We start from the raw sequence: 25,479 nt of genomic DNA, 5'->3' as shown, positions 1-25,479 counted from the left end.
GTTGAAAGTTTCATATAAATGTCTAATATTGAAGAAACTATGATTAAAAGGAGGGATTAATCATGGCCAATAGAAATAAAATACTTGTTCCAAATGCTAAGCAAGGTGTAAATCAATTAAAAGCAAAGGTTGCTAACACTAAAACACCTGATGAAGCCAAGTATGAAATAGCAAAAGAGCTAGGCGTGCCGCTTAAAAAAGGCTACAATGGGAGCTTAACCTCTCGACAAGCTGGAAAAATCGGTGGAAATCTCGGTGGCAATATGGTGCGAGAAATGGTAAAAATGGCTGAGCAACAATTGAAAAAATAAACAAAAACGCAAGCGCCTTGATCACCCTAAGGCAAATAAGATGATTTAGAATAGAAGGCGTTCTTTGCCTTCAATTCTAAATTAGCTAGACCCTAGAGGGGCTAGGCGCTGGAGCTGGATGTCGTGCGCTTATCCACAGTTCAAGAATTTTATAATTTCCTAAATGTGAACAAATGGGCTGACTCATTAGGAGTCAGCCCACTTTCATTTAAAGATGTTAAGAAGCTTTATTTTTATTATAAATATCAAATGCAACAGCTGCTAATAAGACTAACCCTTTAATTCCTTGCTGCCAGTCAATTCCTAAGCCTAGTAAAGACATACCGTTATTCATAATACCCATGACTAATCCACCGATTATCGCACCAGGAACTGTGCCAATTCCACCATATGCTGAAGCTCCACCAATGAAACAAGCAGCAATTGCGTCAAGCTCAAATAAATTACCTGCTTTCGGTGTTGCAGCATTTAAACGTGCTGCAAAGAGAAGTCCAGATAGGGCAGATAGAGCGCCCATATTAACAAATACCCAAAATGTCATTCGTTTAGTTTTAATACCAGATAATTGTGCTGCTTTCTCATTTCCTCCGATAGCATAAACATGTCGTCCTGCTTTCGTCTTATTTGTGACAAATGTATAGATCACAATTAATACTGCTAGGATGATTAATATATTCGGAATTCCTTCATACGTAGCAAGGATATACGTAAATACATTTAGCAATGCCACCATACCAATAAGTTTTAAAACAAACATGCCTGCAGATGGAACTTCAAAGTTGTACTTTAATTGAGTTCTTCTATTTTTCACCTCAGTGAAAATGATAATGACTGATAAAACGAGACCGATAATGATTGTTAATAAATGGAGTGAACCACCACTCGCAACGTCAGGAATGAACCCTGAACTTATTTTTTGAAAAGATTCTGGGAATGGTGCGATTGATTTCCCTTCTAGTACGATCATTGTTAACCCTCGAAATAGAAGCATTCCTGCTAATGTAACAATAAAGGCTGGTATTTTCACATAGGCAACCCAAAATCCTTGCCATGCACCGATTATTCCACCTACTAGTAGCGAAATAATAACCGCTAGAAAGGTTGGAATTTCATAATTCACCATTAAGATCGCTGATATTGCACCCACAAACGCTGCAATAGAGCCTACTGAGAGATCAATATGACCGGTAATGATGACTAACACCATACCGATTGCTAAAACTAAAATATAACTATTTTGCAAAATTAAATTTGTAATATTTAAAGGCTGCAACAATAGACCATTTGTCAAAATTTGAAATAGTACCATAATAAAGATAAGCGCAATGACCATACTATATTGACGCATATTGTTCCGTATCATTGATTTAAATGCAGACTCTTTGTTCAAACTAGGTTGACTATTTTTCACCTGTGTTTGCATAATAATTACCTCCTTACCTTACTTTTTGTCATATAGGTCATAAGTTTTTCTTGGTTAGCTTCCGCTTTTGTTACCTCACCTGTGATGCTACCTTCATTCATGACATAGATTCGGTCACACATCCCTAATAGCTCTGGAAGCTCTGATGAAATAATTAAGATTCCTTTTCCATCCATTGCTAAATCGTTAATAATCGAGTAAATTTCATATTTTGCCCCAACATCAATCCCTCGTGTCGGTTCATCTAAGATTAAAATATCAGGTTCTGAGAAAATCCATTTACTTAACACGATCTTCTGCTGATTTCCTCCACTTAGATTTCCTGCTTTTTGAAAGATACTTGGTGTTTTGATCCTTAACTTCTTTTTGTATTCTTCTGCAACAATGATTTCTTTGTTTTTATCTAAAATCGATTGCTTTGAAATTTTATTTAAGCTTGCTAAGGTAATATTTTGTTTAATGTCATCCATTAAAATGAGACCGTTTCCTTTTCGATCCTCAGAAACATAGGCCATTCCTTGATCAATTGCAGTTGTTACATCATTAAATTGAACCTCTTGTCCATCCTTCATAATTTGCCCACTGATTTTCTTTCCGTACGATTTACCAAAAATACTCATCGCAAGCTCGGTACGACCCGCTCCCATTAAACCGGCGATCCCAACAATTTCACCTTTACGAATATGAAAATTGACATCATCGATTACTTTTCGATCTGAATGCAATGGATGGAATACATTCCAATTTTTCACCGCAAAAATGGTTTGTCCAATTTTGGGAGTTCTTGCTGGATAGCGGTTTGTGAGATCTCTACCTACCATCCCTTTAATGATTCGATCCTCTGTTACATTGTCTTTTTTTATATTTAAGGTTTCAATTGTTTGGCCATCTCGTAAAATCGTAATCGAATCTGCAACCTTCTCAATCTCATTTAATTTATGCGAGATAATAATCGCTGACATTCCTTGGTTTTTAAATTCTAATAGAAGATTTAATAGGTTTTCACTGTCATCTTCATTTAAGGAAGCTGTAGGTTCATCTAAAATAAGTAGCTTCACCTTCTTTGATAATGCCTTCGCAATTTCGACTAATTGCTGTTTACCTACACCAATATTATCAACCTTCGTATTTGGAGATTCGGTTAGACCTACCTTTTGAAGCAAATCCTTCGTTTTCATTGTCGTCATATTCCAATTGATCACACCGCTATTAGCTATTTCATTGCCTAAAAAAATGTTCTCAGCAATTGATAATTCAGGAATAAGAGCTAGTTCTTGATGGATAATAACGATCCCTAATTCTTCACTTTGTTTAATATTTTTAAAGCTGCAAACTTGATTTTGAAACAGAATGTCACCTGTATAGGAGCCATGTGGATATACACCACTTAACACCTTCATTAGTGTAGATTTTCCTGCCCCATTTTCACCACATAAGGCATGAATCTCTCCTTCTTTGACCTGTAAATTTACGTTTTCAAGTGCTTTAACACCTGGAAATTCCTTCGTAATATTCCGCATTTCTAGGATTATTTTTGACATTTTTCACCACACCTACATTCGTCTTTTTCACTAGAATTCTAGAATTTTCTACATTATTGTCCAAGCTGATCTTTTGTATAATAGCCGCTTTCTACTAATACAGAGTCATAGTTTGTCTTATCAACAGACACTGGATTTAATAAATACGCTGGGACAATTTTTTTGCCATTATTATATGTCTTTGTATCATTTACCTCAGCTTTTTCTCCATTGATGAGAGCGTCGGCCATTTCTACAGCCTTCTTAGCTAGCTCCCTTGTATCCTTAAACACGGTTTGTGTTTGTCGATCGTTAATGATTGATTTAATCGAAGCAAGCTCAGCATCTTGCCCGGTGATTACTGGCATCGGTTTATCTCCACTGCCATATCCAACCCCTCTTAAGGAAGAAATAATTCCTATACTTATACCGTCATATGGTGAAAGAACCGCATCAACCCGTTCTGATGAGTAATAAGCACTTAGTAAATTATCCATTCTTGATTGGGCAAGTGCTCCATCCCATCTTAATGTGGCACCTTGATTAAACTTCATTTGATTACTTCTAACAACCAACTTACCAGAATCAATATAAGGCATAAGAATCGACATCGCCCCGTCAAAGAAGAAGTACGCATTATTATCATCTGGTGAACCAGCAAAGATTTCGATATTAAAAGGGCCTTCTGCTTCCTTCAACCCTAATTTTTCTTCAATATATGTTCCTTGTAAAACCCCTACCTTGAAGTTATCAAAGGTTGCATAGTAATCAACATATTCACTATGCTGAATCAAACGATCATACGAGATAACCTTTATCCCACGTTTGTTCGCTCTCTCTAGTACGCTTGTTAACCCAGACCTGTCATCAATTGGTGCAATAACTAGCACATCAACACCCTTAGTAATCATATTTTCAATTTGAGCAGTTTGATTTTCAATAATATCTTCTGCATATTGCAAATCAGTTTCATAGCCAAGCTCTTCAAATTGCTTTTTCATATTTTCTCCATCATTAACCCATCTTTCAGACGACTTTGTTGGCATTGAAATCCCAATAAATCCTTTTGATTCCCCACTTGTTTCTTTGACTCCACATCCTGTCATAGTCAAAGCCAATACAATTACGAATACCAGCAGTATAGTAAGCGGTTTCTTTTTCATGTGGGCTTCCCCCTTTCTTTATTCTCATGTGGTAAATTCTTTAAAATGAATGGTTAGAAAAACTTAGGGTCACCAATTCCTAATGGCGAGTGCCTTTTTTAGTACACTATCTTTATTTAAACTCTGATAGTACTTACAATATATCACCCATTTATAAGACGGTCTTTTTAATAAAACAACTATTTTTATAAAAATTTAACTTTATTTAAACCGCTTTCATTTTTCGTTACGTTTAGAAAAACTTGCTTGTCGCCAAGCCTTAGTTTTTCTTATACTATCAACCATAAAATATAATTTCTGATAGTATAAAAAAGCCTGCTTTTATGAAAGCAGACTTCTAAACTAATCTCAACCTGATACCTTCTTCTTATTAGCTAAATTTAAAACTAGTATTTTTCTTTTATACAATGCGGCAATAAAATTCAAAAGAAATTCTGGTAATCTTTTTGGAAAGAAGCGGTGCTTATAAAAGCGATCATAAGCATTCTTTAGATCATCCCATTGGGTGCAATGCTTTTGTTGTTTAAATCTGGCAACATCAATCATCTTTATTTTGTTGTCAGGGGTGATAATGATATTTCGCAAGTGAATATCAGAAGGATTTAACCCTGCTTTTCTAACTAATGCTAATATATGTTCAACTTCTGTAATATGGTTTTCATTAATAGGAATTCCTTTATTTAAGCATGAAAAAAGTGTATCTCCTTTAATATAGTCCATCGTAAGAAAATTTGAACCTGTTTCATATATAGTTGGAAAATAGTCGATATGTGTTAACAATCTATAAATATCAGATTCTACTTGGGCAATATGAATAAATTGTGGTGGAAATATTTTTATTACTTTGTTCGTACCCTTTATTCTAAATACACAGGCACTTCTACCAGTTCCGATTAATTCAAGATCCTTGTGATGCTGATTTACTCGTATGATTCCTTTTTTCACTTCAAACACAATGGTATTTGCATATTCATTACTATTCATCGAATCAACTCCTTTCTCAAATCTATCATTGTTATATGTTAACAAGATGTTTAATTTAAAAAGAAAGTATAAAAAAAGACCTCACCAAATAGTGGTAAAGGTCTCGCAAACAACTCCCGTTGCCAACAAAGCCGAGGTAAAACCCGTATTGACGACTTTGCTGTACAGCTACTCCCCTTTAAAAGGAAAAAGGAATGAAATTTATGACTATTATAATTTCTATTCACCTACTGGTCAATTAATAACTATTGTCCCACTTAACTTCACCTGAATTTTTCCGATACTTAATCGGCGAAACCCCCATCACCTTTTTAAATGCTGTGCTAAAATAATGCTGTGTATCATAACCAACTTGCTCAGCAATTTCTACAATGGGCAGATCTGTAGAGTTTAACAGCTGGATCGCTTTTTTCATTTTCATATTGGTTACTAAACTAACGAAAGACATTCCGAGCTCCTGCTTAATCATTCTACTTAAATAGACAGGTGAAACTTGCAAAGTTTTTGCAACTAACTCTAGAGTAATCGTAGGTTCTGTATAATGTGTTTCAATATAGTGTCTTGCACGACGAACAATAGGAGAGATGGTTGACTCCTTTTTCATTAGCTCCTTGCATTGTCTATATACGACTGAAACTTCTCCCAACTCTCCCTCAACTAGTTCAACATACATGTTTATTGTCATTTTTAAAAACTCTTGTATTACTTTTTCTATTCTCTTAAATATTTCATCAGGTACACAATCCCATAAAATAATAATAATCAGCCCGGTTTCATCGTGAAAAATCACTTTATTGTATGGATCAAGTAATTCTGAAACGATATTTTCAATTGAAAACATAAACATCTGTTTTTCTTTTTCTTTCATTAAAGGTTTATTTGCAAAGTATTCTGGGCATTGTAGGACAGCGATTACTTTTGGACTTCTTAAAGGCAGCTCCAAAAATTGTAATTGCTTTTGAATGTCAGTAATCTCTAAACGTCCCTCGATCCAGTCTCGACAAAACTGTTCTCGTAACATAGACAAGTTTTTAGAAATTTGGTTAGTCGCCATTTCTAAATACTGATCCTGCTTTACAGTCTTTTCGAGCTCTAGTCGAACACCCTCTAATACTTGTTTTAATTGATTTGGATCAGCTGGTTTTAAGATGTAATCTGTCACATTTAATCTTACAGCTTCTTGAGCATATGTGAATTCATCATGTCCAGTAATAATGACTATTTTACATTGGGGTAGTTTTTCTCTAATCTGTTTTATTAACGCAATTCCATTCATTATTGGCATATTTAAGTCTGCTAATAAAATATCAATGGAGTGTTCCAATGCTAGCTCCAATGCTTCCTCCCCGTCTTCAGCTTCAGCTTTTACTTCCATCTGCAGAGAAGACCAATTTACAGAATCTCGGATTCCTTCCCGTATCACTGGCTCATCATCAGCTATTAACACTTTCCAAAATGGATTATTCACATTATTCCCCCCTTAGGACTTATCAGCATTGATACTATTTCTTTGAATAGGAAGATGAATCGTGACGGTTGTCCCTTCGCCTAATTGACTATCAATGCTTAAGCCATATTGGTCCCCATATGTTAATTTAATTCTTGCCTGAACATTCATCATCCCATAACCAAAGTCCACTGGTTTCCCTTTTTCTACATCTAGATTGTATAAGGTATCCATCTTTTCTCTAAGAAGTTCAAGTTTATCTCTATGGATTCCTTTGCCATCATCCGTTACGGTAATGATTATACAGTCTTGGTTACCTTTTACTTGTATAGTAATAAAGCCTGGTCCTTTTCTTTCTTTTATTCCATGGTAAATTGCGTTTTCTACAATTGGTTGTAAAACTAGCTTTAAAATCATTACATCATGAATTTCTGGTTCCATATTAATTGAATAATTTAGTTTATCGCGATACCTAGCTTTTTGGATGCTTAAATAACTTTGTATATGGGTTATTTCGTCAGTCAAAAGGATAATATCATTGCCTTTACTTAAACCAATACGAAACAATCTTGATAAGGAAGCTACCACTTCTGCAACATCGTCCGCTCCTCGTTTCCTTGCCATCCAGCTAATGGTGTCTAACGTATTATATAGAAAATGTGGTTTAATATGTGCTTGGAGACTTCGGAGCTCAGCTTCTCTCTTTTGACGTTCTTGTCTCTCTGTCAGAGATATAAGACTATTTATTTTTACTATCATCTTATTAAAACTACGCCCAAGCATCCCTATTTCATCTTTTCGATCACCTTTATAGCGAATGGAGAGATTGCCAGATTCTACTTTTTTCATAAATGACATCAGCTGAACAATCGGCTTTGACATTGAATTTGAAAGATAATAGGAGGCTGTTACTCCAAATAAACAGACAAAAAAGACAAAGCATATAACATATAAATGGATCGTTCTTACCTCAATGACAGATTCTTTTGTTGAAAAGATCCCTACAGTTGTCCAATTTGTAAAAGGCTGCTTTTGGTAGATAAATTGCAGAGTGTTTCCATCAACCTTCTCAGAATATGAACCTGAATCACCACTTTTTAGTAATTGCTTTGGAATTTCGTTAATTAGTGGTTTTGCAGGAGAATAGATCTCTTCTCCATTTTCATCGATTACTATCAAGTATCCAGATTTGCCTAGTTTCACATTTTTTGTTGCTTCTGCAATTACTCGTAGTTTTAAATCAATTAAAACAACACCCATAACCTTCTGTGTTTCAGGCTCTAAGATTGCCCGAACAACTGTAACCACTTCACTATTTTTATAATTAACATGACTAGTAATTTTTCGATTAGCAGGATGACCAAGAATTTTAAATATCCCTTCATTTTTAACCGCTTCTTCGTACCAGGATTCTTCTGTCAGATTAGTTTCAGACCTTGAGTACAGTTCATTACTTATATAATCTCCTTGGCCATTTACGACTAAAATCCCTGCAACTTATGGGTATAACGTTGAAAGCCCTTGCATAAATTGACGGATTGAATATAACTCTTCCTCAGTTTGATTACTCCTTATCTCTTGTTGACTGAGGAAATTTTCTATTTCTGGATCCATTGAAAGCAAATAGCTAATATTCTGCATATTACTCGCATATGATTCCAATGTTTTATTAACTTGTCCGATTAGTTGAAGTGTATGTTGGGTTGCTTGTTTATCGATAATACGATCAACCGTAAATCCAGTAAGGAAGCCTAAACCAATTGAAGGTAAAATACTTATTAATAGCAATAAAGTAATGATTTTATGCCTAATTGGAAAATTATTTAGTTTTAAGATTCGTTGCTTCATTATATTTCATCTCTCGTTCTCGGGTAGATTCAGTCTGCATAATAATCTTCGACATTTTCATCAGTTACAATTGAAATTCCTGTATCAACATACTTTGGTAAAATAGCAGATTGGACACTCTGTTGCTGAGTAGATGTTTCATGATTATGCTGGAACAGGAATTGTAAGGACCAATAACCCATGTTCCAACTACCTTGAGCTAATGTAGCAGAAATAACGCCTTCCTTTATCTTATCAAGAGTTTGTTTGTCAGTATCAAAGCTAATAATTTTGATCGCCTTTTCCTTTTTTAATGACCGGGTTGCTTCCGCAATTCCAACTCCACCATTTGCTTCTGTTGCAAATACCCCTTTAATATCCGGATTGAGCTTTATGATTTCTGCAGCGGCTTGTTCCGAACGGAGCTGATCACCTTTCCCATCTTCTATGGCTATTACTTCCATGTCAGGATATTCATTACGAATTGTTTCGACAAAGCCATCCGTTCTTTCTTTATGGTTAAGTTGATTAGGCAATGTGACAACAGCAAGCTTCCCTTTATGATCAAGTAAATCCGCCATTTTATGTGCACCCGTTACACCAGCTGCATAATTATTAGTTCCTAAAAATGAGTAAGCATCACTTGCAGGGGCATCAGAGTCAAATAAAACAACAGGAATACCAGCTTCAACTGCCTTATTAATCGTTGTGTTTAATTCATATGGATTGATCGCAGATAATGCAATACCAGCTGGTTTTTTAGCGATTACTTGCTCTAAAACTGTTATTTGTTCATGGGAATCATACTGAGTTGCACCACGATATTCAACTGAAACGTTCAGTTCACTTGCCGCATCCTCAAAACCTTTAATGGCACTCTTCCAATAATCGATTCCAGCCTGAAATGTGACCAATACATATTTTTCGCCAATTTCACCTTGTAATCGTTCTTCAATCTGACCAAATGGACTTGTATGAGGCTCCTTTAAGTGATAGTTATACAAGTAAATGAAAAAGATGGAAAATAAGAAGACATAAACAATTAAAAGTTTTTTCACTTGCAAATCACCTCTAGTTGGGAAATTCAGTATAAAAAAGCTATTATTTTAGTATGTTCAACCTATTATACTCTTGTACGTACAATCTTGCATCTGGAATTTACAGATACAGAGATCGAACCACTCTTTTATATAGGCTGTTTTCACAAACTTTGTTACTATTTACCAAGAAGTGCGGTGTGGTTGATTGCAGCGAGAGTTGCTCGCTTTCAGCGGGGCGAGCGGTGAGCCTCCTACAGGAGTCTCGCAATCCGTTCCAATCAACCTTAAACAGTTTTCGTTTTAAAAGCAACAATCTCTTAGAAAAGAGCCTTTACATAATAGGACAAACACTACATCATGTAATCAACATTTAAAAAGAATGAGGATGTGTTTTTGGAAAATGAAGTGAGTAGAGGAAAACATATAACACTTTACATGTAAATGAGCTCGGAGAAAAAGACTCCAAGCTCATTTTTAAGATTGAATTGTACTGTGATTTATCGTTAATACCTTGTAATTTAGCGTGTATTTTTCTTTTTTAGCCTCTAAAGTAACAATGTCCTTACTTCGCCAAGCGAATAACATTCCAAGAAAGCTTAGAGAAATTTGCTGATAACTGGCCGTTATCCACACTAGCGTCACCATTACTATGAGGAGTAACATTTGAACGATTATGCTGATTTGTTGCTTTAACATCATCATTCTCAAGCACAATATGCTCAACTACTTTATAGCCTTCAAAGCTTCTAACATCAGCATCAAGACTAAGTACATCAGTTTGATGACGATTCACAGCAAAGATTGTCAGCGTTTCATTATCCTCATCATGAACAGAAACTGTGTCAAGGTATGGAACATCAGTGAAATCCTTACTATCATATTTAGGGGATGAAACAGTTGAATGTAAGGCAGTTCCTCTTCCAAAGACTGATGCATGCATATATGGATAGAAGATTGATTGCTTCCAAGCTTCCCCACCTTTTTCCGTCATAATTGGTGCTATAACGTTAACTAGTTGGGCAAGACATGCAATCTTCACGCGATCTGCTCGTTTTAACATTGAAATCAGCATGCTGCCAACTAATAATGCATCCTCAAAATTATAAATATCCTCAAGCTGTGGCGGCGCAATCGACCATGGCTCGATCTTTTTATCTGCATCATTTGAATGATACCAAACATTCCATTCATCAAATGATAGATTAATGGTTTTCTTGCTGCGTTTTTTCGCTTTAATATAATCTGCAGTTGAAATAACAGAATAAATAAATTGATCCATATCCATTGATTGAGCTAAATAATTACCTAAATCATTATCACGATTTCCATAGTACGTATGTAAGGAAATATAATCGACATGGTCATACGTATGATCTAATACAGTCGCCTCCCACTCAGCAAAGGTTGGCATATGTCGGTTTGAGCTTCCACAAGCTACTAGTTCAATTGTTGGATCAACCCATTTCATTGCCTTCGCTGTTTCGACTGCCACACGGCCATATTCATGAGCTGTTCTATGGCCAATTTGCCATGGACCATCCATTTCATTACCAAGGCACCATGTTTTAATTTTATGGGGATCTGTATATCCATGTGAAATACGTAAGTCACTCCAATAAGAGCCAGATGTATGGTTACAGTATTCTACTAGATTACGAGCAGCATCAATCCCACGTGTTCCTAAGTTAACCGCCATATTTACTTCTGCATTAATCTTTTTAGCCCAATCCATAAATTCATTTGTACCAATTTGATTCGTCTCAGTTGTTCTCCAAGCTAGATCTAATTTCCTAGGACGCTCTGCAACAGGACCTACTCCATCCTCCCAATTATAACCTGACACAAAGTTCCCACCTGGGTATCTTACTAATGGAACTTGTAATTGTTTTACTAACTCGATAACATCTGAACGAAAGCCTTGTTCGTCTGCTGACGGATGATCTGGCTCATAAATCCCTTCATAAACTGCTCTTCCTAAATGTTCAATAAAAGAACCATAAATTCTTTTGTCGATTTCTCCAATTTTAAATTCTTTATCGATTGTCATTTTTGCTTGTACTACCATTTTCCATCTTCCTTTCTTAATTTAACCTTTTAGTTTTTCACAATAGAGATTACTCATATACCTCTAAACAATGGCTTCAACGGATTTATTCTTCAGTGCTTTTTTATCAATCCTTTTAAAGGACAGTAGAGCTAGCCACATTTGAATGACAGAAAGAATGCTTCCTAGGAAAAACACCGCTGTGCTTGGGTATGAAAACATCAAATAAAAAAATGCTGATTGACTAATGATAATCGCAATCGAAAGATGCACATTGAGTAATCCCATAATAAATGCGTTCCGAATACAAGAAAAAAATGAAACGCGATAATACACGAAAACTGGTAAAGCATGTGAAACTGTGATCAGGAAAAAGAACAGAAACAGATAATAAGCAGAAATTGTTACAACGTTAATCTGCCCTGTATTCGCCTGAAGGACAAGAAAATTAATATATAGTAGAACCCCAACTCCAGCTAAAATCCAGCCTAAAAGATTAGAGGATATAAGCGCGGACTTATAGGTTTTTACAAAGGTTTTAAAAATAGGTATTTCACTTTCTCCATTTAACCACTTTCTACAAATAGTCATCATGGCAACGGTCGCAGGAAAGAACCCAACCACTATGAATCCTACTAAGCTAAACAACATCCATAAACCATTTACATATGCTAATTTGGTCACCCACGAAAATAGTGAATTGAGTTTATTTATTAATTGATTCCCCTCCACTGCTATTCCTCCTATGGCATATGACTTGTAGAAACATGATGTGAAGCTACTGTTATCCCTTAACTCCACCAACAGCTAATCCTGAAATGAAATAACGTTGGAAGAACAAGAACAGGACAATGACAGGTAATACAGTCATTACTGAACCAGCAATTAAAACATCATAGTTATTACCATACGGTGTAAGTAAAGTAGATAACCCAATTGGTAACGTAAACATCGTATTGGAACGAAGAACAACTAAAGGCCATAAAAAGTTATTCCAGCTGCCTAACCCTTGAAGTATTGCCATTGCCGCAAAGGATGGTAGCATTAATGGGGCCATTACTTTAAAAAAGATTCCATATTCTGTACAGCCATCCATTCTTGCGGATTCCATTAACTCCTTTGGTAATCCAAGTGCATACTGCCTGAAAAAGAAAATCGCAACTGGGGCCACAATCATCGGTAAGATAACTGCAATATAACTATCGATCATTCCTAACGTTGTCATTAATTGATATAAAGGTAACATTAGAATCTCGAAAGGTACCATTAGAATCAATAGAACCAAAATGAAAAAGAACTGTTGCCCTTTAAATTTATAGACAGCAAGAGCATAACCAACCATTGATGAGAAAAATAATGACAAGACAATTGTAAGTCCTGAAATCAATAAACTGTTTATATACCAAGTCCAATAGTTACCTGCATTCGTAAACATATTTACATAGTTTGTTATACTTAGCTCATTCCATGGTATAGATAAAGTAATACCATTTCGAATTAATTCAGCTGAAGGACGGAGTGAAGAAACCAAAAGGCTTAATAATGGAGATATGGCTAGAAATGCAATAACCGCCATAACTACAATTAGAAACCATGTTAATAGTTTTTCTTTTTTTGTCATTTGCCTACTCCTCCTTCTTTAGTGCGCCGAAGAATTTTAGTTGAATAAAGCTAATAATAAAAATAATAAGCATCAGAACCACACCGATTGCCGATCCGAATCCCATATTGTTCATTTGGAAACCTTGTTGATAAATATACCCCACTACCGTTAAGCCAATGTTACCTGGTGAGCCATTTTCCCAAAATACAAAGCTTTCTTCATACATTCTAAAGCCTGCAATAACCGTCAAGGTTGCAACATAAAGTGTCACCGGCTTTAATAATGGTAAAGTGATATGAAAAAACTTCTGAAGCTTACCAGCACCATCAATATCTGCTGCTTCATATAATTCTTTCGGAATATTGGTAAGACCAGCCATGAAATAGATAATGTTGACACCAATCCATTTCCAAGAAGCTAATAAAACCATTAAAAACATACCAGTACCTGCACCATAACGCCATTTAACAGGTTCCATTCCGAAAAGACCAATAATTGCATTTGCTAACCCAGTTTCTGACTCTCCAAACATAAGGCGAAAAATAACACCGGCAACAATAACTGACGTTAATGAAGGAATAAATAGCGCAGCTCTAAAGATATCAGCAAATTTAATAAATCTTGAGCTTAATATTGTCGCCAAAACCATTGGAATTGCCACGAGAATTACGGTGGTCAGAATAACATATATCGAAGTATTATAAAGGGCCTGATAAAAGGTTGAATTAAATATCTTTGTATAATTACTTAGCCCAACAAATGTTACTTGTCCGGGCAAAATGCTTTGGAAACTCATTAAAACCCCTTTTAGCAATGGATACAAAAATAGGATTAAAAATGAGAGTATAAATGGAGATACAAAAACATATGGTGCAGCTTTTTGAGAAAATAGAAAATTAAGTTTTCTAGGAGCCTTTGAATACTCTTTTTTAGTAGAAACGACTGGTTCCATGACAATCAACTCCTTTTATTTATTACTTACTCTTTCAGAAATACAAGGTGCATGAAACCGCACCTTGTATTCTTATTTTAGAATCTTAATTGTTTCTAATCTCTTCAGCTGCTTGTTTAAGTGCCTCTTCTGGAGTCTGTGATTGTTGCCTAATGACATTGTTAAAGACATTTGTTGTAAATTGTTGTTGTACAAGCGGAGTTTTAGCAGTTACGTTAACAGCATTTATTTCATCTTTAATATCAAGAAGAACATCGAAAATATTAGTTCCGAAATATTGATAAAATTTGTTATCCTCTTTCATAGCTGGACTTTCCCAAACATCCCAACGTGGAGGATCAAACCCTAAAACTTTCCACAATGCGATATTTCCTTCTTCAGAAAGCTTAGTGTATGCTAGAAACTCTTTTGCTAGTTCTGCATGTTCAGATTGGTTTGTAACTACTGTTCCTGTACCACCCATACCAGCTGAACGGTTTCCACCTTCCTCCCATGCAGGTAGAGGACGAATTGCTATCTTTCCTTTTAAATTTTCCATGTAATCTGTGAATCTACCCATATACCACATCGGCATAGCGATAGAGGCAGCTCCACCTTCGTTCATATATTTATAGTATTCCTCAGCATGGCTCTCACCACCAGGTGTCATTTCAGCAATTTTGTCTTTGTGAACCATGTCATTTAAGAATTGTAGTGTCTTAATATTCGTTTCATTATCAACAATAACTTCTCCATTCTCATCAAAGAAATCGGAACCTTGCTGAGAAATCATCGACCAAAACGTGTTAAATCCTTCTGTTTCAACTGTCGTCATTGCGGCATCTGTATTCGCAACAACTTTCTTTCCAGCTTCAACATAATCATCCCATGTTTTAATCGCGTCTATGTCTACACCAGCTGCTTCCATTATTTCTGTGTTGTAATACATAACCGTGGCTCCAACATGTGTAGGAATGCCGTAATAGTTACCTTCTTTTGCATAAATATCGAAGCGAGATTCTACGAATTTATCTTTTACTGGTTCTACATAGTCATTCATTTTTTCTAGTTGTGGTTCCCCTTGTAAATAGTTTGGAAAACGAGAAATTTCAATATCTGCGATGTCAGGTGCACCTTTTCCTGATTGTAAAGCTAAAAGTAAATTGTTATGCATGTTATCATATGGATACGTTTCAGCTACTAGTTTAATTTTTTTATCAGGAAACTCTTTATTCCAGCGTTCAACAGAATCTTTAAATAGATCAGTATGTAGCTCAACGAATGTCCAAAATTTTAATTCAGTTGCATCCTCATCATCACCAATGACGACTGTTTCCTCTGCTTCCTCCCCCGAAGATGCCGAATTATTGTTACAAGCGATCATTATTAGTGCCATCAATCCCATAAGCATTAAAAGCAAACTTCTTTTTACCATCCTTGCTCCCCCCAAAAATCATCATTTTTTTAAGCGCTTACAATAGACTTTTAATAAGTTGAAAAGATAAGGTCTACCACCTCCCCAAAAAGCTTATATACTATTTGATAGGAAGAAACACTCATAAACATAGCGTCGTGTACGTACACGAAATATACAATATAAAGTTAAAAAGCATATGGAGTAATAAATGCTCTAGAATTACCACGTTAGTTACTACTCAAAACTGATCTAGTGATTAGTGTAGTCGAATGACCTTGTAAGTTGAATTTTGTGCAAAGGAGTAAAATTGATTTATTTGATAAACGTGTACGTGCACGAAAAGTTCTAAGGAGAAGTAATCTTTTGATAACTGAATAGTAACATCGTTTCTTTAGACTAGTCAATCCCCTTTTTCATTTTTCTGAATCTTTTCCTATCAGATAGATTCACCCTTAATAATCTCATATTCCAGTAATGGTGTTGATAAATAGTGTCCATTATCAATTTTATGAACTAAACTTTCAACAGCTTTTATTCCAATTTCAACAATTGGATATTTTACAGTTGTAAGACTTGGCGTCACATATTGCAGCATATCAATGTCATCAAACCCCATTACTCCTACTTTTCCGGGAATATCATATCCTTTTGCCTTTAAAAAATTCATTACCTCAAGTGCATATAAGTCACAGGAACAAATAATAGCTGTCTTTTCACTTTCATTGAACGTAGTGCCTTCTAATGACCGAAGATACTCGCTAGTTTTTATTATTTTCGGTGTGGTATTAATGTTATTTTCAGCTAGTGCCTCTAAAAATCCATTCAATCTTTCTTCTTGTGTATAAATATTCGATTTTCCTGAATAAGCAAGTGGCGGACAAATATAAATAAAATTCTTATAGTTTTTACTTGTAGTGTAATTGATGGCTTCCTTCATTGCCTCACGCTCTTGGATCCCAACATATTCCCACTCATCGGAAATATAATTAAAGATCGAAATAATTGGGATATTAAATTTCCGTAAATAAGAATCGAAAAATTGCCCTTTGTTTACTGAAAAAAGAATGATTCCATCTACCTTCCGGTTAACTAAATAATCAATACACTGTAATTCGTTTTCTGGATTTTTATCTGTTAACGTAATATAAACAAAATACCCTAGCTCTCTAGCCTTTAATTCAATCGCATTTAAAACCTGAGCAAAAGACCGATTATATAAATCAAAAAGCACAACACCTATCGTCATCGTTTTTCCCATTACAAGGCTTCTTGCCGTAAAATCCGGTTTATAATTCATTTCTTCTGCAACTTGAAGTATCTTTTTCCTCGTTTTTTCACTAATTCCCTTACGATTATTTAATGCTCGATCTACTGTTCCAAGTGAAACTCCACAAATATTTGCTATGTCCTTAATCGTAACCTTCAATTATCTCACCTACTCCCTACTTTATCTCTCTATACTAAATCTTATCGTTCATAAATAAAAAATCAATCAATCATTATTTATGATAAACAAACCGCTCCCCTGGAACCATCATATGAAATTTCTGTGCTGGATAGTGATGAAACAAATAGTCTACAAAATAAGCCGGATTCTCCCGGTTAGTAGGAAACATATCAAAATGGATAGGGATCACCAGATCTACTCCGACTGCTACAGAAAAGTCAGCAGCTTCTCGGAAATTCATATTACCAATAATACCTCTTGACGTTCGGAAAAAGTCACCACCATTAATTGGAAGAAAGGCAATTTCTGGTTTAAACGCTTTTACTTTCTCAATTAGCAATGGAGTGATCACGGTATCTCCACTGTGATATATCCTGATACCATTAACTTCTATAAAGTATCCTAAATAAAGGTGGTCATTTTTTTCATCTATTTCGTAGGATGTATGTGCTGCTGGTACTGGGGTAATATTAAACCCTTTGACAGAAAAAGGTTGATCTGCTTTTGCTAAATGAATTTCAGCATTACTTAACTCACGACTTATTAGAGTCTCACTTGGTGCTGGTACAATAAATGTTGTTTCCATTGACACCTGTGCAAGTTCTTTCAATGTCGCTAAATCAAGATGATCGTCATGTTCATGTGTTACTAGAATCCCATCAATATCCTTTAACATAGCTGGTTTTAACAGTGGTGAAAATGCTCTCTTAAACTCTGATTGTGGATTTGTTACTTCAATACTTGAAGTCAGATATGGATCTATGCAAATCCAACCATCATCCTGCTTACCCTTCAGTAAAATTCCAGACTGCCCTAAATTCCAAAAAGCAACGGCATTTGTAGGTAATTGTGTTAGATAAACCTCCTTTTGTAAAGGCTCACCATTTCTATAGAGCTTTGGCATGGACTATCCACCAACCTTTCTTTTTTTACAAACCCTTATTAAAAAAGATAGATTGATACACTAAACGTGTCAACCTATCTTTTTTAGAACTATGCTTGTAACTGCTTCAACTTATAAAATTCGCCCTTATGACTAATTAACTCTTCAACGCTTCCAGCTTCCACTCAAGTACCATTTTGAAAAACAATAATTCGATCTGCATCACGAATTGATCCAGAAAAAAGAATGGTATTTTTTTATTCAGAACAAGCAATTTGAATATCTAATATTTTTTGCTTTTATAGAGAATTAAGGATATATAAGTACATAATAAAATTAATATGATATTTATGTTTATGCATAAGCTATCAGGGTATCTACTTATTAATTAACTTTAGCTAAATTGTAATAAATATGTATAATAATTATCTTCATTTTATGGTATTATTTGAATTCAGGTCTTTTTTGCATTCTTATACACTCAAGTTGCATATTTAATGCTTAAATCATGACTTTATTATTAATAAATGACGAGGTACATACTATGGAAAAACAAAAGCAACACATTGCGAATAGAGAACAAGAAAAGTATTTTAGTATAACAGACTATTTACAATTCATTATTCCTTCATTAATCGGTATTTTTCTATTTGTCATCCCACTTTCTATTAATGGCAAATTTACAATTCCAGTAGCGATTTTAGCAAATTTTGTAGAAGGTCTTTTGGCAGGTTATTTACCTTATATCGCGACAATCATTATGACTGTCACCGCTTTATTATCTTTACAGGCCAAATTAGTGAAACCGGCTTATATCGTTAACTCACCATTTCTTGATAAATTATTTCACGTAACATGGATTTGGCAAATTGCACGGATTCTCGGAATGATCTTCTCAATTTTGGCTTTATTTAAAGTTGGGCCTGAAGCAATTTGGTCTGAAAGCACAGGTGGATTATTACTTTATGACTTAATTCCTGTTCTATTTTCAGTGTTCCTTTTTGCAGGACTATTTTTACCTTTACTACTTGATTTTGGTCTTCTTGAATTATGTGGAGCTTTATTTACTAAGGTGATGAGACCATTGTTCAAGCTTCCTGGTCGATCATCGATTGATTGTCTTGCTTCATGGCTTGGCGACGGAACAATTGGCGTATTATTAACTAACAAACAATACGAAGATGGCTATTATACAAAGCGTGAAGCAGCGATTATCGGGACAACATTTTCAGTTGTTTCCATCACATTTACGATCGTTATTATTAGTTATTTAAAACTTGATAACTACTTTGCTCCCTTTTATCTAACAATTGTATTAGCAGGTCTTGCATGTGCATTTATTAGTCCAAGAATACCTCCGCTTTCTAGAAAACCTGATACCTATATTGGTGATAAAGAAGCAATCGATGAGGTAGTACCTACTAATGTCTCTGCTTTCAAATGGGGACTTACGAATGCAGTAAAGCAGGCGAAAAAGAATAATAACTATGCAAATATGCTACAAAGTGGGTTGCAAAATGTGTTCGATATGTGGCTAGGCGTACTTCCGATAGTAATGGCTATTGGAACGATCGCATTAATTATCGCGGAATACACACCAGTTTTCAAAATACTAGGTGCACCATTTATTCCAATCTTAGAATTCATGCAAATACCGGAAGCAAATGAAGCTGCGCAAACAATGGTAGTAGGCTTTGCCGACATGTTCCTACCAGCCATTATCGGAAGTGGAATCGAAAGTGACATGACCCGTTTTGTCATTGGCTGTATTTCAATTTCACAGCTAATCTATATGTCAGAGGTTGGCGGTTTGCTACTAGGATCAAAATTACCAGTTTCCTTTATTGATTTGGTCGTGATCTTTTTACAACGTACGATCATATCTCTGCCGGTTATTGTTTTAATGGCACATCTTATTTTTTAAGTTGACTAGTTAATTTTTATTAATAAACAACACTACTGATTTTGTAAAAAAAGGCTTAGGGAGAATCCTAAGCCTTTTTTTTGTATAATTTGATAATTGAACCACTTCCTAAATTTATTGAATCTCTTTCACTCAATCATTATTGAACCACTCACACTTTTCCCACTCTCTATTCAACACAGATTAGACCACATTTTCTTCTATTGAACCAATGTCCACCGTAATTGAACCAAGAGAGACAATTCCCAAAAATATGCACACAAAAAAGGCCTAGGAACACTTCCTAAGCAGGATTTCGATCAATTCACCACTTCAAATAACATTGCAACTCCAATTCCTCCGCCACTTCCAATCGCAGCGACTACATATTTGAGTTTCTTTCTTCTCTGAACCTCATGGAATAAGCGAGTTAGCAAGATTGCACCTGATGCTCCGTAAGGGTGTCCAATGGTTAGTGCACCTCCATGGACATTTAATTTACGATAAGGAATTTTGAGCTGTTGTGCACAAGCAACAATCTTGGCAGCAAATGCTTCATTTATTTCAATTAGATCAAGATCGTCAATTGTTAGTTTGTTTCTTTCTATTAAATGTTGAATCGACGGAACAGGAGCAATGCCTGGATACCAGGGGTTTACTCCACATACCTCACTATCAAGAAAGCGTAATACAGGTTTAAGTCCTTGTTCGTTTGCCGTATTTTCTTCCATAACAAGTAATGCAGAGGCTCCATCATTAATCCCAGAGCTGTTGGCTGCTGTAACTGTTCCATTTTCTTTAATAAAAGCTGGTCTTGCTCGTTTTACTAGCTTCTCTATAGGACGGACTTTTAAAAATTCTTCATCTTGATTAATTTCCTCTAAAGCTAAGATCTCTTGCTCATACAGCCCTTTTCTATAGGCATTTACACTGCGTTCATAGCTCAATAGTGTATATTCATCCTGCATTTCTCTTGTAATTCGGTATTTACTTGCAACAGATTCTGCGGCGATACCCATATCGGGATCTCCAATTCTTTTTGGCGAGAATTGTGCTCTAGCTTGAAAAGGAGAGGTGCTCGTACTTTCTACCCCACCGGCTATATAGCACTTGCCCGCTTCCCCTTGAATAAGATAGCATGCCATTCGTACCGCTTCTAAACCAGCACTGCATTGCCGGTCAAGCGTGAGCCCAGGAATTGTATGGGGGAGATTTGCCTCTAATGCTGATAAGCGAGCTACATTTCCTCCAGGACCAACCACATTTCCAATTATCACATCATCAACCTTATATTCTGTCATGCTTGCTGCTTGTTGGAGAAGAGGTGCTAACAATTCATGTGGCCCAAACCTTTGTAGGATCCCATTTTCCCTGCCTATAGGGGTACGTTTCGCTTGTACGATCACCGCTCTTTTAATGACCATTCACCTTGCTTTCTACCATTTCTTGAATTTTCGGACGAGCTATTTTACCACTTGTCGTAAGTGGGATTTCTTTCATAAAGTACCATTTACGTGGGATCTTATAGGATGCTAATATCATTTTACACAGCTTTCTTAATTCCATTTTAGAAGCATTTCCCTGTATAACAGCAGTAACAATTTGCCCCCAATACTTGTCATATGTCCCTATAACAGCTGCTGCATGAACATCTGGATGTGAAGTTAAAACAGCCTCAACCTCTTCGGCGTAAATATTAATTCCTCCATATAAGATCATGTTCTTTTCACGACCAACAATAAATAGAAATCCCTCATCATCAACATAGCCCATATCATCAACCGTGATCCAACCTTCTTTATCTCGAAAAGATCGAATCACTTGAGTATCATTATTTACATAGCCTATAAACATCATTTTACTTCTCACAAATATTTTGCCAATTTCATTTACCTTAGCTAATTCATGATTTGATTTACGTATCTGAATTTCCACGTTATGACATGGTTTGCCGACTGATCCAGGCCTTTGATTGTTTTCACGATCAGATAAAACAGTAACAAAACTAAGCTCACTAGCTCCATAATATTCATACATGGTAGAGTGATAAAACATATCTCTAATCTTTGATTTAGAATGTGCTTCCCACTTCGCGCCTGACGAGATTATTTTTAATTGTTTTCCTATCTTACATTTCTCCATCAAAAAAGCTTCGATCATAGTTGGGACAACATAGACCACCGAAATAGGTTGTGTTTGTATAGATGTTAATGCTTGATGCGAAGAAAACTTTTCTAATAGATATACGGTCCCTCCCAAGAACAATGTACTGATTGCACCGTATAGAAAATGAGAATGAATAAGCGAACCCGGTATTAGTACATGATCGTTTTCATTCATGTGAAAATCAAAACGATTGCATTCAAAACTGCTAATCCAAGAATGTTGACCGCGAATAAATGCCTTCGGTTCTCCCGTCGAACCAGAGGTAAATCCCATATAAAAAGGAAGGTCTGCATCTATGATTCTTCTCCGTTCAACTGGTTGATTGCTTATTTCCTCCAAACAATCCTCCCATATTAATACATTTTGATAGAGTCCTTTTATCATAGGGTATATAGCTCTCGTTGTAATCAAAATAGACGGTTTGGAAAGGGTAAGTCTTTTTTGAAGCTCTGATTCCTTCCATTTTAAATCCATCGGTACACATATCCAGCCTGCAGTAGAAGCTCCCGTAAACAATTGTAGAAAATGGATACCATTTGGAAGCAAAATCCCAAGCGTGTTAGTAGAACAGTCGAAAGAATCCAACCAATTTGCTGTCTTGGTAACCCGTTCATGCCAATTGCGATATGTTATATTTTCTTTTTTAGTATGAATGGCAATTTTTTCAGGGAAATCGCTCACATGTTGGCTATATGTTTTTGTAATAATTGCCATTAATTTTCTCCTCTCTCAAAGTGAGTCTTCCATCAGTGGGATTTTACTCCCGCTAAGACTATAGATTAAAAGAGTTCGTTCTAGGCTATTTTGGATAACCCGCGAGCAATTACAGGTGACCTTCGTAAACGATAAACTAGATAAGAAGCTAGTATTGCCTTCAACACATCACCCGGAAGATACACGGCACTCAATTTTATCGCATCGATTAGAGGAATATTCATCATAAAAGCCTGCACAGGTATTCCAATTAAGTAAATGAAGAAAATACCTACTGTAAGGTTGATTAGTAAGATCTTGCGAAATGTTAAAATTTTTATACGTGATAAGAAATAGCCAATACAAAATGCTGTTATCGGATAAGCAATTAAATAGCCGGCACTTGGTCCTACAAACACACCGATTCCACCTCGCCCACCAGATAATAGTGGCATTCCTGCAGCAACGATTAATAAAAAAACAACTTGGCTAATGCAGCCGCGTCTTGCTCCTAGAACTCCGCCTGCAAGTAATACACCCAATGTCTGTAATGTAATTGGAACAGGTGTAAAAGATAACATGATAGGTGGGACCAACCCTAGTACTCCCATAACCGCCGTAAAAATTGCTATGTACGTTATTTCCTGGATTTTCATCATTTGCCTCCAATAGGTTACATATTTTTATTTTCTATTTTATCTATGAAAACAAAAGTATGTCAACCTATCATTAAATAAAGTTTACATATCTACAACTGAATGACCTTAGCAATTTTAGACGAAAACAAGAGGCATTACGATAAAAGTAATGCCTCCCAGAATTTAAAAGCTCCAATAAACAGCTTAAACCTTCTAAAAAATCTTTTCTACAGAAACGGAATGAAGGGCGTTTGTAACCACCCCATACTCACTTGCATGTGGTCGGTCTTCATCATCTCCATACCCATAATCAAACATTCGATTACGGTTCAACGTTAGTTTCGTAAATGTCGGTCGTAATAAATCAAACAGCTCAAATCGTTCTTTTAATTGAGGAAATCTCGTTTGATAGGAAATGATTTCTTCACGAACAATCTCCCAAAAATAAATCTCAGAAAACCGTTCCTCTTCTTCAAGAATATTGCTTAAATATCTGAAGTGACAAATAAACAAGCCTGTTAAGATAAATTGAGTTAATCCCTCTGGTGCCTCACTTCTTAGTACTTCCTTTAGCTCATCTGAGAGAACTGACAGCTCAGGAAATGGCTGATCACTAATATTTACATCATCAACAAAATCCTTCATGATCGTACGTTCTGGTGTATAATCCTTCAGTACAAGCACTGTGTTTTGCCCATGTGGTGAAAAGACTGTTCCATATTGATATAAGTAATGGAGCAATGGTGGTAAAATGGCGTTTACAAGTTTCTTTACCCATTCTTCTACAGTAAGCCCAGACTTTTCAATCAATTTTGTAACAAAGGGAGTCCCTTCATGATCTACGTGCAAGAGAGCTGCTAGTGTGATTGCACGTTCTTCATTCTGTAATTCTTTATAAATGCTTTCTCGCCAAACGACACCAAGTAGTTCAAGATATTGATAGGGTGATCCGGTGATCTTTTTAAACGTAGGATGGTCAACATTCATCGTTGCAACCTCCCCTAATAATCCAAGGCGACATTCATCTTTTAAAAATGAATCATTTTTAAGAATGTTCTTCATAAATGTTGTGACTTCAGGAGCAATGACGGTTCTCTCACCAGGTAAACCACGATAGACCAGTGTATTTAAAATGCTCATTGGTAATTTCACATGATACTTCTCTTTATTGGTCACATTCACGAAAGTACGGATTGATTGCTGTGGAAGATATAGATCCTCTTCTTCTCCCAAAGGAAAGATCTCTTTTCTAGCAATCTCTGCGGCAAACATCGTCACAATCGAATGATTCCATTGCCATAGGTGGATTGGCATGAAATAATACTGCTCATGTGGTAAGTTCATAGCCTTCAACCGGTTAGTAAAACGTTGACGCGTTTCCTCACCAAGCTCTTGCTGAATTACCTGATCAAAATTCAGCCCTTCTATCGCATGAAAGGTCGCTATTTTTTTATGAACAGCTATCCACGATATCTTTACTGCTTTTTTTTGTTCTGGGGCAAATTGGACATAATCTTCATACCCGAAACCGATCCGTCCTTTATTATAGGTAATCCATGGATGTCCTGTCATTTCTCCCTCTAGCTCTGCATAATCCAATTCAACAAGCTCTTCAGATCGTTTTGAGCGCTCTTTTAAATGAGTGTCTGCCACCAACGTATGTAAATACTCCCTCACTAAATGCCCTGCTGTAGAACCAGACATACTCCCTTCCTCTTGGATACTTTGTAATAGAGCAAGTGACAATGGCATATTATTTTTGTCCTTCGTATCAATTTCAATCCGATCAAAAACAACTGAAACACTATCGAAAAGACGTTTCTTTGCTTGAAATCTGTATACCATTCCTTTCTTATCTGTCCATTTATACTCATAAATTCCATTTCCTTCAGTAATCAGTTCAGGTACCAAAATTTCTTCATAGATAAATTCTTGAAGCATTTTAGCGACTAATTGTTTGTCTGCAAGCTTCCAATTCTCTTCAGTTAACATCGTTAGTGGTGTTTCACATATTTTCAAGTTTTCCAACTCCTTTTAAT

General features: G+C 35.8%; 21 protein-coding genes. 2 read left to right on the top strand and 19 right to left on the bottom strand.

Annotation, left to right across the window (positions count from 1 at the left end):
* The first annotated feature begins 62 nt into the window (after window positions 1–62).
* On the top strand, window positions 63–311 hold the full coding sequence (locus I7822_RS12735; RefSeq protein WP_207978635.1) for an alpha/beta-type small acid-soluble spore protein: 249 nt from the start codon (window positions 63–65) through the stop codon (window positions 309–311).
* Window positions 312–528: 217 nt separating this feature from the next.
* Here I7822_RS12735 and mmsB read toward each other — a convergent pair whose 3' ends face one another.
* The 15 genes from mmsB to I7822_RS12665 form a co-directional block, all read right to left on the bottom strand.
* A complete protein-coding gene (mmsB, locus tag I7822_RS12730) occupies window positions 529–1,674 on the bottom strand; it encodes a multiple monosaccharide ABC transporter permease (RefSeq protein WP_372442154.1) in 1,146 nt (381 codons plus the stop codon).
* A 65-nt stretch (window positions 1,675–1,739) separates the two neighbouring features.
* The gene (gene mmsA, locus I7822_RS12725; protein ID WP_207978632.1) at window positions 1,740–3,275 is read right to left on the bottom strand and encodes a multiple monosaccharide ABC transporter ATP-binding protein; all 1,536 of its coding nucleotides are present in this window, start codon (window positions 3,273–3,275) and stop codon (window positions 1,740–1,742) included.
* A gap of 53 nt (window positions 3,276–3,328) precedes the next feature.
* Complete coding sequence (chvE, locus tag I7822_RS12720) at window positions 3,329–4,417, bottom strand: multiple monosaccharide ABC transporter substrate-binding protein (RefSeq protein ID WP_207978627.1); 1,089 nt, start codon at window positions 4,415–4,417, stop codon at window positions 3,329–3,331.
* Between the two features lie 348 nt (window positions 4,418–4,765).
* Complete coding sequence (locus I7822_RS12715; protein ID WP_207978626.1) at window positions 4,766–5,401, bottom strand: protein kinase family protein; 636 nt, start codon at window positions 5,399–5,401, stop codon at window positions 4,766–4,768.
* Between the two features lie 238 nt (window positions 5,402–5,639).
* Window positions 5,640–6,869, bottom strand: coding sequence for a response regulator transcription factor (locus I7822_RS12710; protein ID WP_207978625.1), 1,230 nt, complete (start codon window positions 6,867–6,869; stop codon window positions 5,640–5,642).
* A gap of 12 nt (window positions 6,870–6,881) precedes the next feature.
* Entirely contained in the window at window positions 6,882–8,336 is a 1,455-nt protein-coding gene (locus I7822_RS12705) for a sensor histidine kinase (protein ID WP_307847748.1), read from the bottom strand.
* A 9-nt stretch (window positions 8,337–8,345) separates the two neighbouring features.
* The gene (locus tag I7822_RS30455; protein ID WP_307847741.1) at window positions 8,346–8,696 is read right to left on the bottom strand and encodes a hypothetical protein; all 351 of its coding nucleotides are present in this window, start codon (window positions 8,694–8,696) and stop codon (window positions 8,346–8,348) included.
* Between the two features lie 29 nt (window positions 8,697–8,725).
* Window positions 8,726–9,733 carry a substrate-binding domain-containing protein gene (locus I7822_RS12700; protein WP_207978623.1) on the bottom strand — a complete coding sequence of 336 codons (1,008 nt, stop codon included), beginning with the start codon at window positions 9,731–9,733 and terminating at the stop codon, window positions 8,726–8,728.
* Window positions 9,734–10,277: 544 nt separating this feature from the next.
* Entirely contained in the window at window positions 10,278–11,780 is a 1,503-nt protein-coding gene (arfA, locus tag I7822_RS12695; RefSeq protein ID WP_207978622.1) for an arabinosylfuranosidase ArfA, read from the bottom strand.
* Window positions 11,781–11,843: 63 nt separating this feature from the next.
* On the bottom strand, window positions 11,844–12,491 hold the full coding sequence (locus tag I7822_RS12690; protein WP_207978620.1) for a YesL family protein: 648 nt from the start codon (window positions 12,489–12,491) through the stop codon (window positions 11,844–11,846).
* Window positions 12,492–12,543: 52 nt separating this feature from the next.
* Window positions 12,544–13,380, bottom strand: coding sequence for a carbohydrate ABC transporter permease (locus I7822_RS12685; protein ID WP_207978619.1), 837 nt, complete (start codon window positions 13,378–13,380; stop codon window positions 12,544–12,546).
* 4 nt (window positions 13,381–13,384) lie between these two features.
* Window positions 13,385–14,314, bottom strand: a complete 930-nt coding sequence (locus I7822_RS12680) for a carbohydrate ABC transporter permease (protein ID WP_207978617.1) — start codon at window positions 14,312–14,314, stop codon at window positions 13,385–13,387.
* Between the two features lie 85 nt (window positions 14,315–14,399).
* The gene (locus tag I7822_RS12675; RefSeq protein WP_207978616.1) at window positions 14,400–15,728 is read right to left on the bottom strand and encodes an ABC transporter substrate-binding protein; all 1,329 of its coding nucleotides are present in this window, start codon (window positions 15,726–15,728) and stop codon (window positions 14,400–14,402) included.
* Between the two features lie 418 nt (window positions 15,729–16,146).
* Entirely contained in the window at window positions 16,147–17,136 is a 990-nt protein-coding gene (locus I7822_RS12670) for a LacI family DNA-binding transcriptional regulator (RefSeq protein WP_207978614.1), read from the bottom strand.
* A 73-nt stretch (window positions 17,137–17,209) separates the two neighbouring features.
* Window positions 17,210–18,061, bottom strand: coding sequence for an MBL fold metallo-hydrolase (locus tag I7822_RS12665; RefSeq protein ID WP_207978612.1), 852 nt, complete (start codon window positions 18,059–18,061; stop codon window positions 17,210–17,212).
* Between the two features lie 523 nt (window positions 18,062–18,584).
* On the opposite strand from I7822_RS12665, the gene I7822_RS12660 reads away from it, so the two are divergent.
* Window positions 18,585–19,964 carry a YjiH family protein gene (locus tag I7822_RS12660; RefSeq protein ID WP_207978610.1) on the top strand — a complete coding sequence of 460 codons (1,380 nt, stop codon included), beginning with the start codon at window positions 18,585–18,587 and terminating at the stop codon, window positions 19,962–19,964.
* Window positions 19,965–20,263: 299 nt separating this feature from the next.
* On the opposite strand, the gene I7822_RS12655 is transcribed toward I7822_RS12660, so the two are convergent.
* The 4 genes from I7822_RS12655 to I7822_RS12640 form a co-directional block, all read right to left on the bottom strand.
* Window positions 20,264–21,367 carry an acetyl-CoA C-acyltransferase gene (locus tag I7822_RS12655; RefSeq protein ID WP_207978608.1) on the bottom strand — a complete coding sequence of 368 codons (1,104 nt, stop codon included), beginning with the start codon at window positions 21,365–21,367 and terminating at the stop codon, window positions 20,264–20,266.
* Window positions 21,357–22,823, bottom strand: coding sequence for an AMP-binding protein (locus I7822_RS12650; RefSeq protein WP_207978607.1), 1,467 nt, complete (start codon window positions 22,821–22,823; stop codon window positions 21,357–21,359). Before I7822_RS12650 ends, I7822_RS12655 begins: the two co-directional genes overlap by 11 nt.
* A gap of 80 nt (window positions 22,824–22,903) precedes the next feature.
* Window positions 22,904–23,458, bottom strand: a complete 555-nt coding sequence (locus tag I7822_RS12645) for a biotin transporter BioY (protein ID WP_207978821.1) — start codon at window positions 23,456–23,458, stop codon at window positions 22,904–22,906.
* 195 nt (window positions 23,459–23,653) lie between these two features.
* Window positions 23,654–25,459: an IucA/IucC family protein gene (locus I7822_RS12640; protein ID WP_243459439.1), complete on the bottom strand. Its 1,806-nt coding sequence runs from the start codon at window positions 25,457–25,459 to the stop codon at window positions 23,654–23,656.
* Window positions 25,460–25,479: the final 20 nt, after the last annotated feature.

It is taken from the genome of Metabacillus bambusae (genome assembly GCF_017497975.1).
GTDB classification, from domain to species: domain Bacteria; phylum Bacillota; class Bacilli; order Bacillales; family Bacillaceae; genus Metabacillus; species Metabacillus bambusae.
The sequence above is the reverse complement of the archived record's forward strand: the minus strand, read 5'-3'. Positions and strand labels throughout refer to the sequence as shown.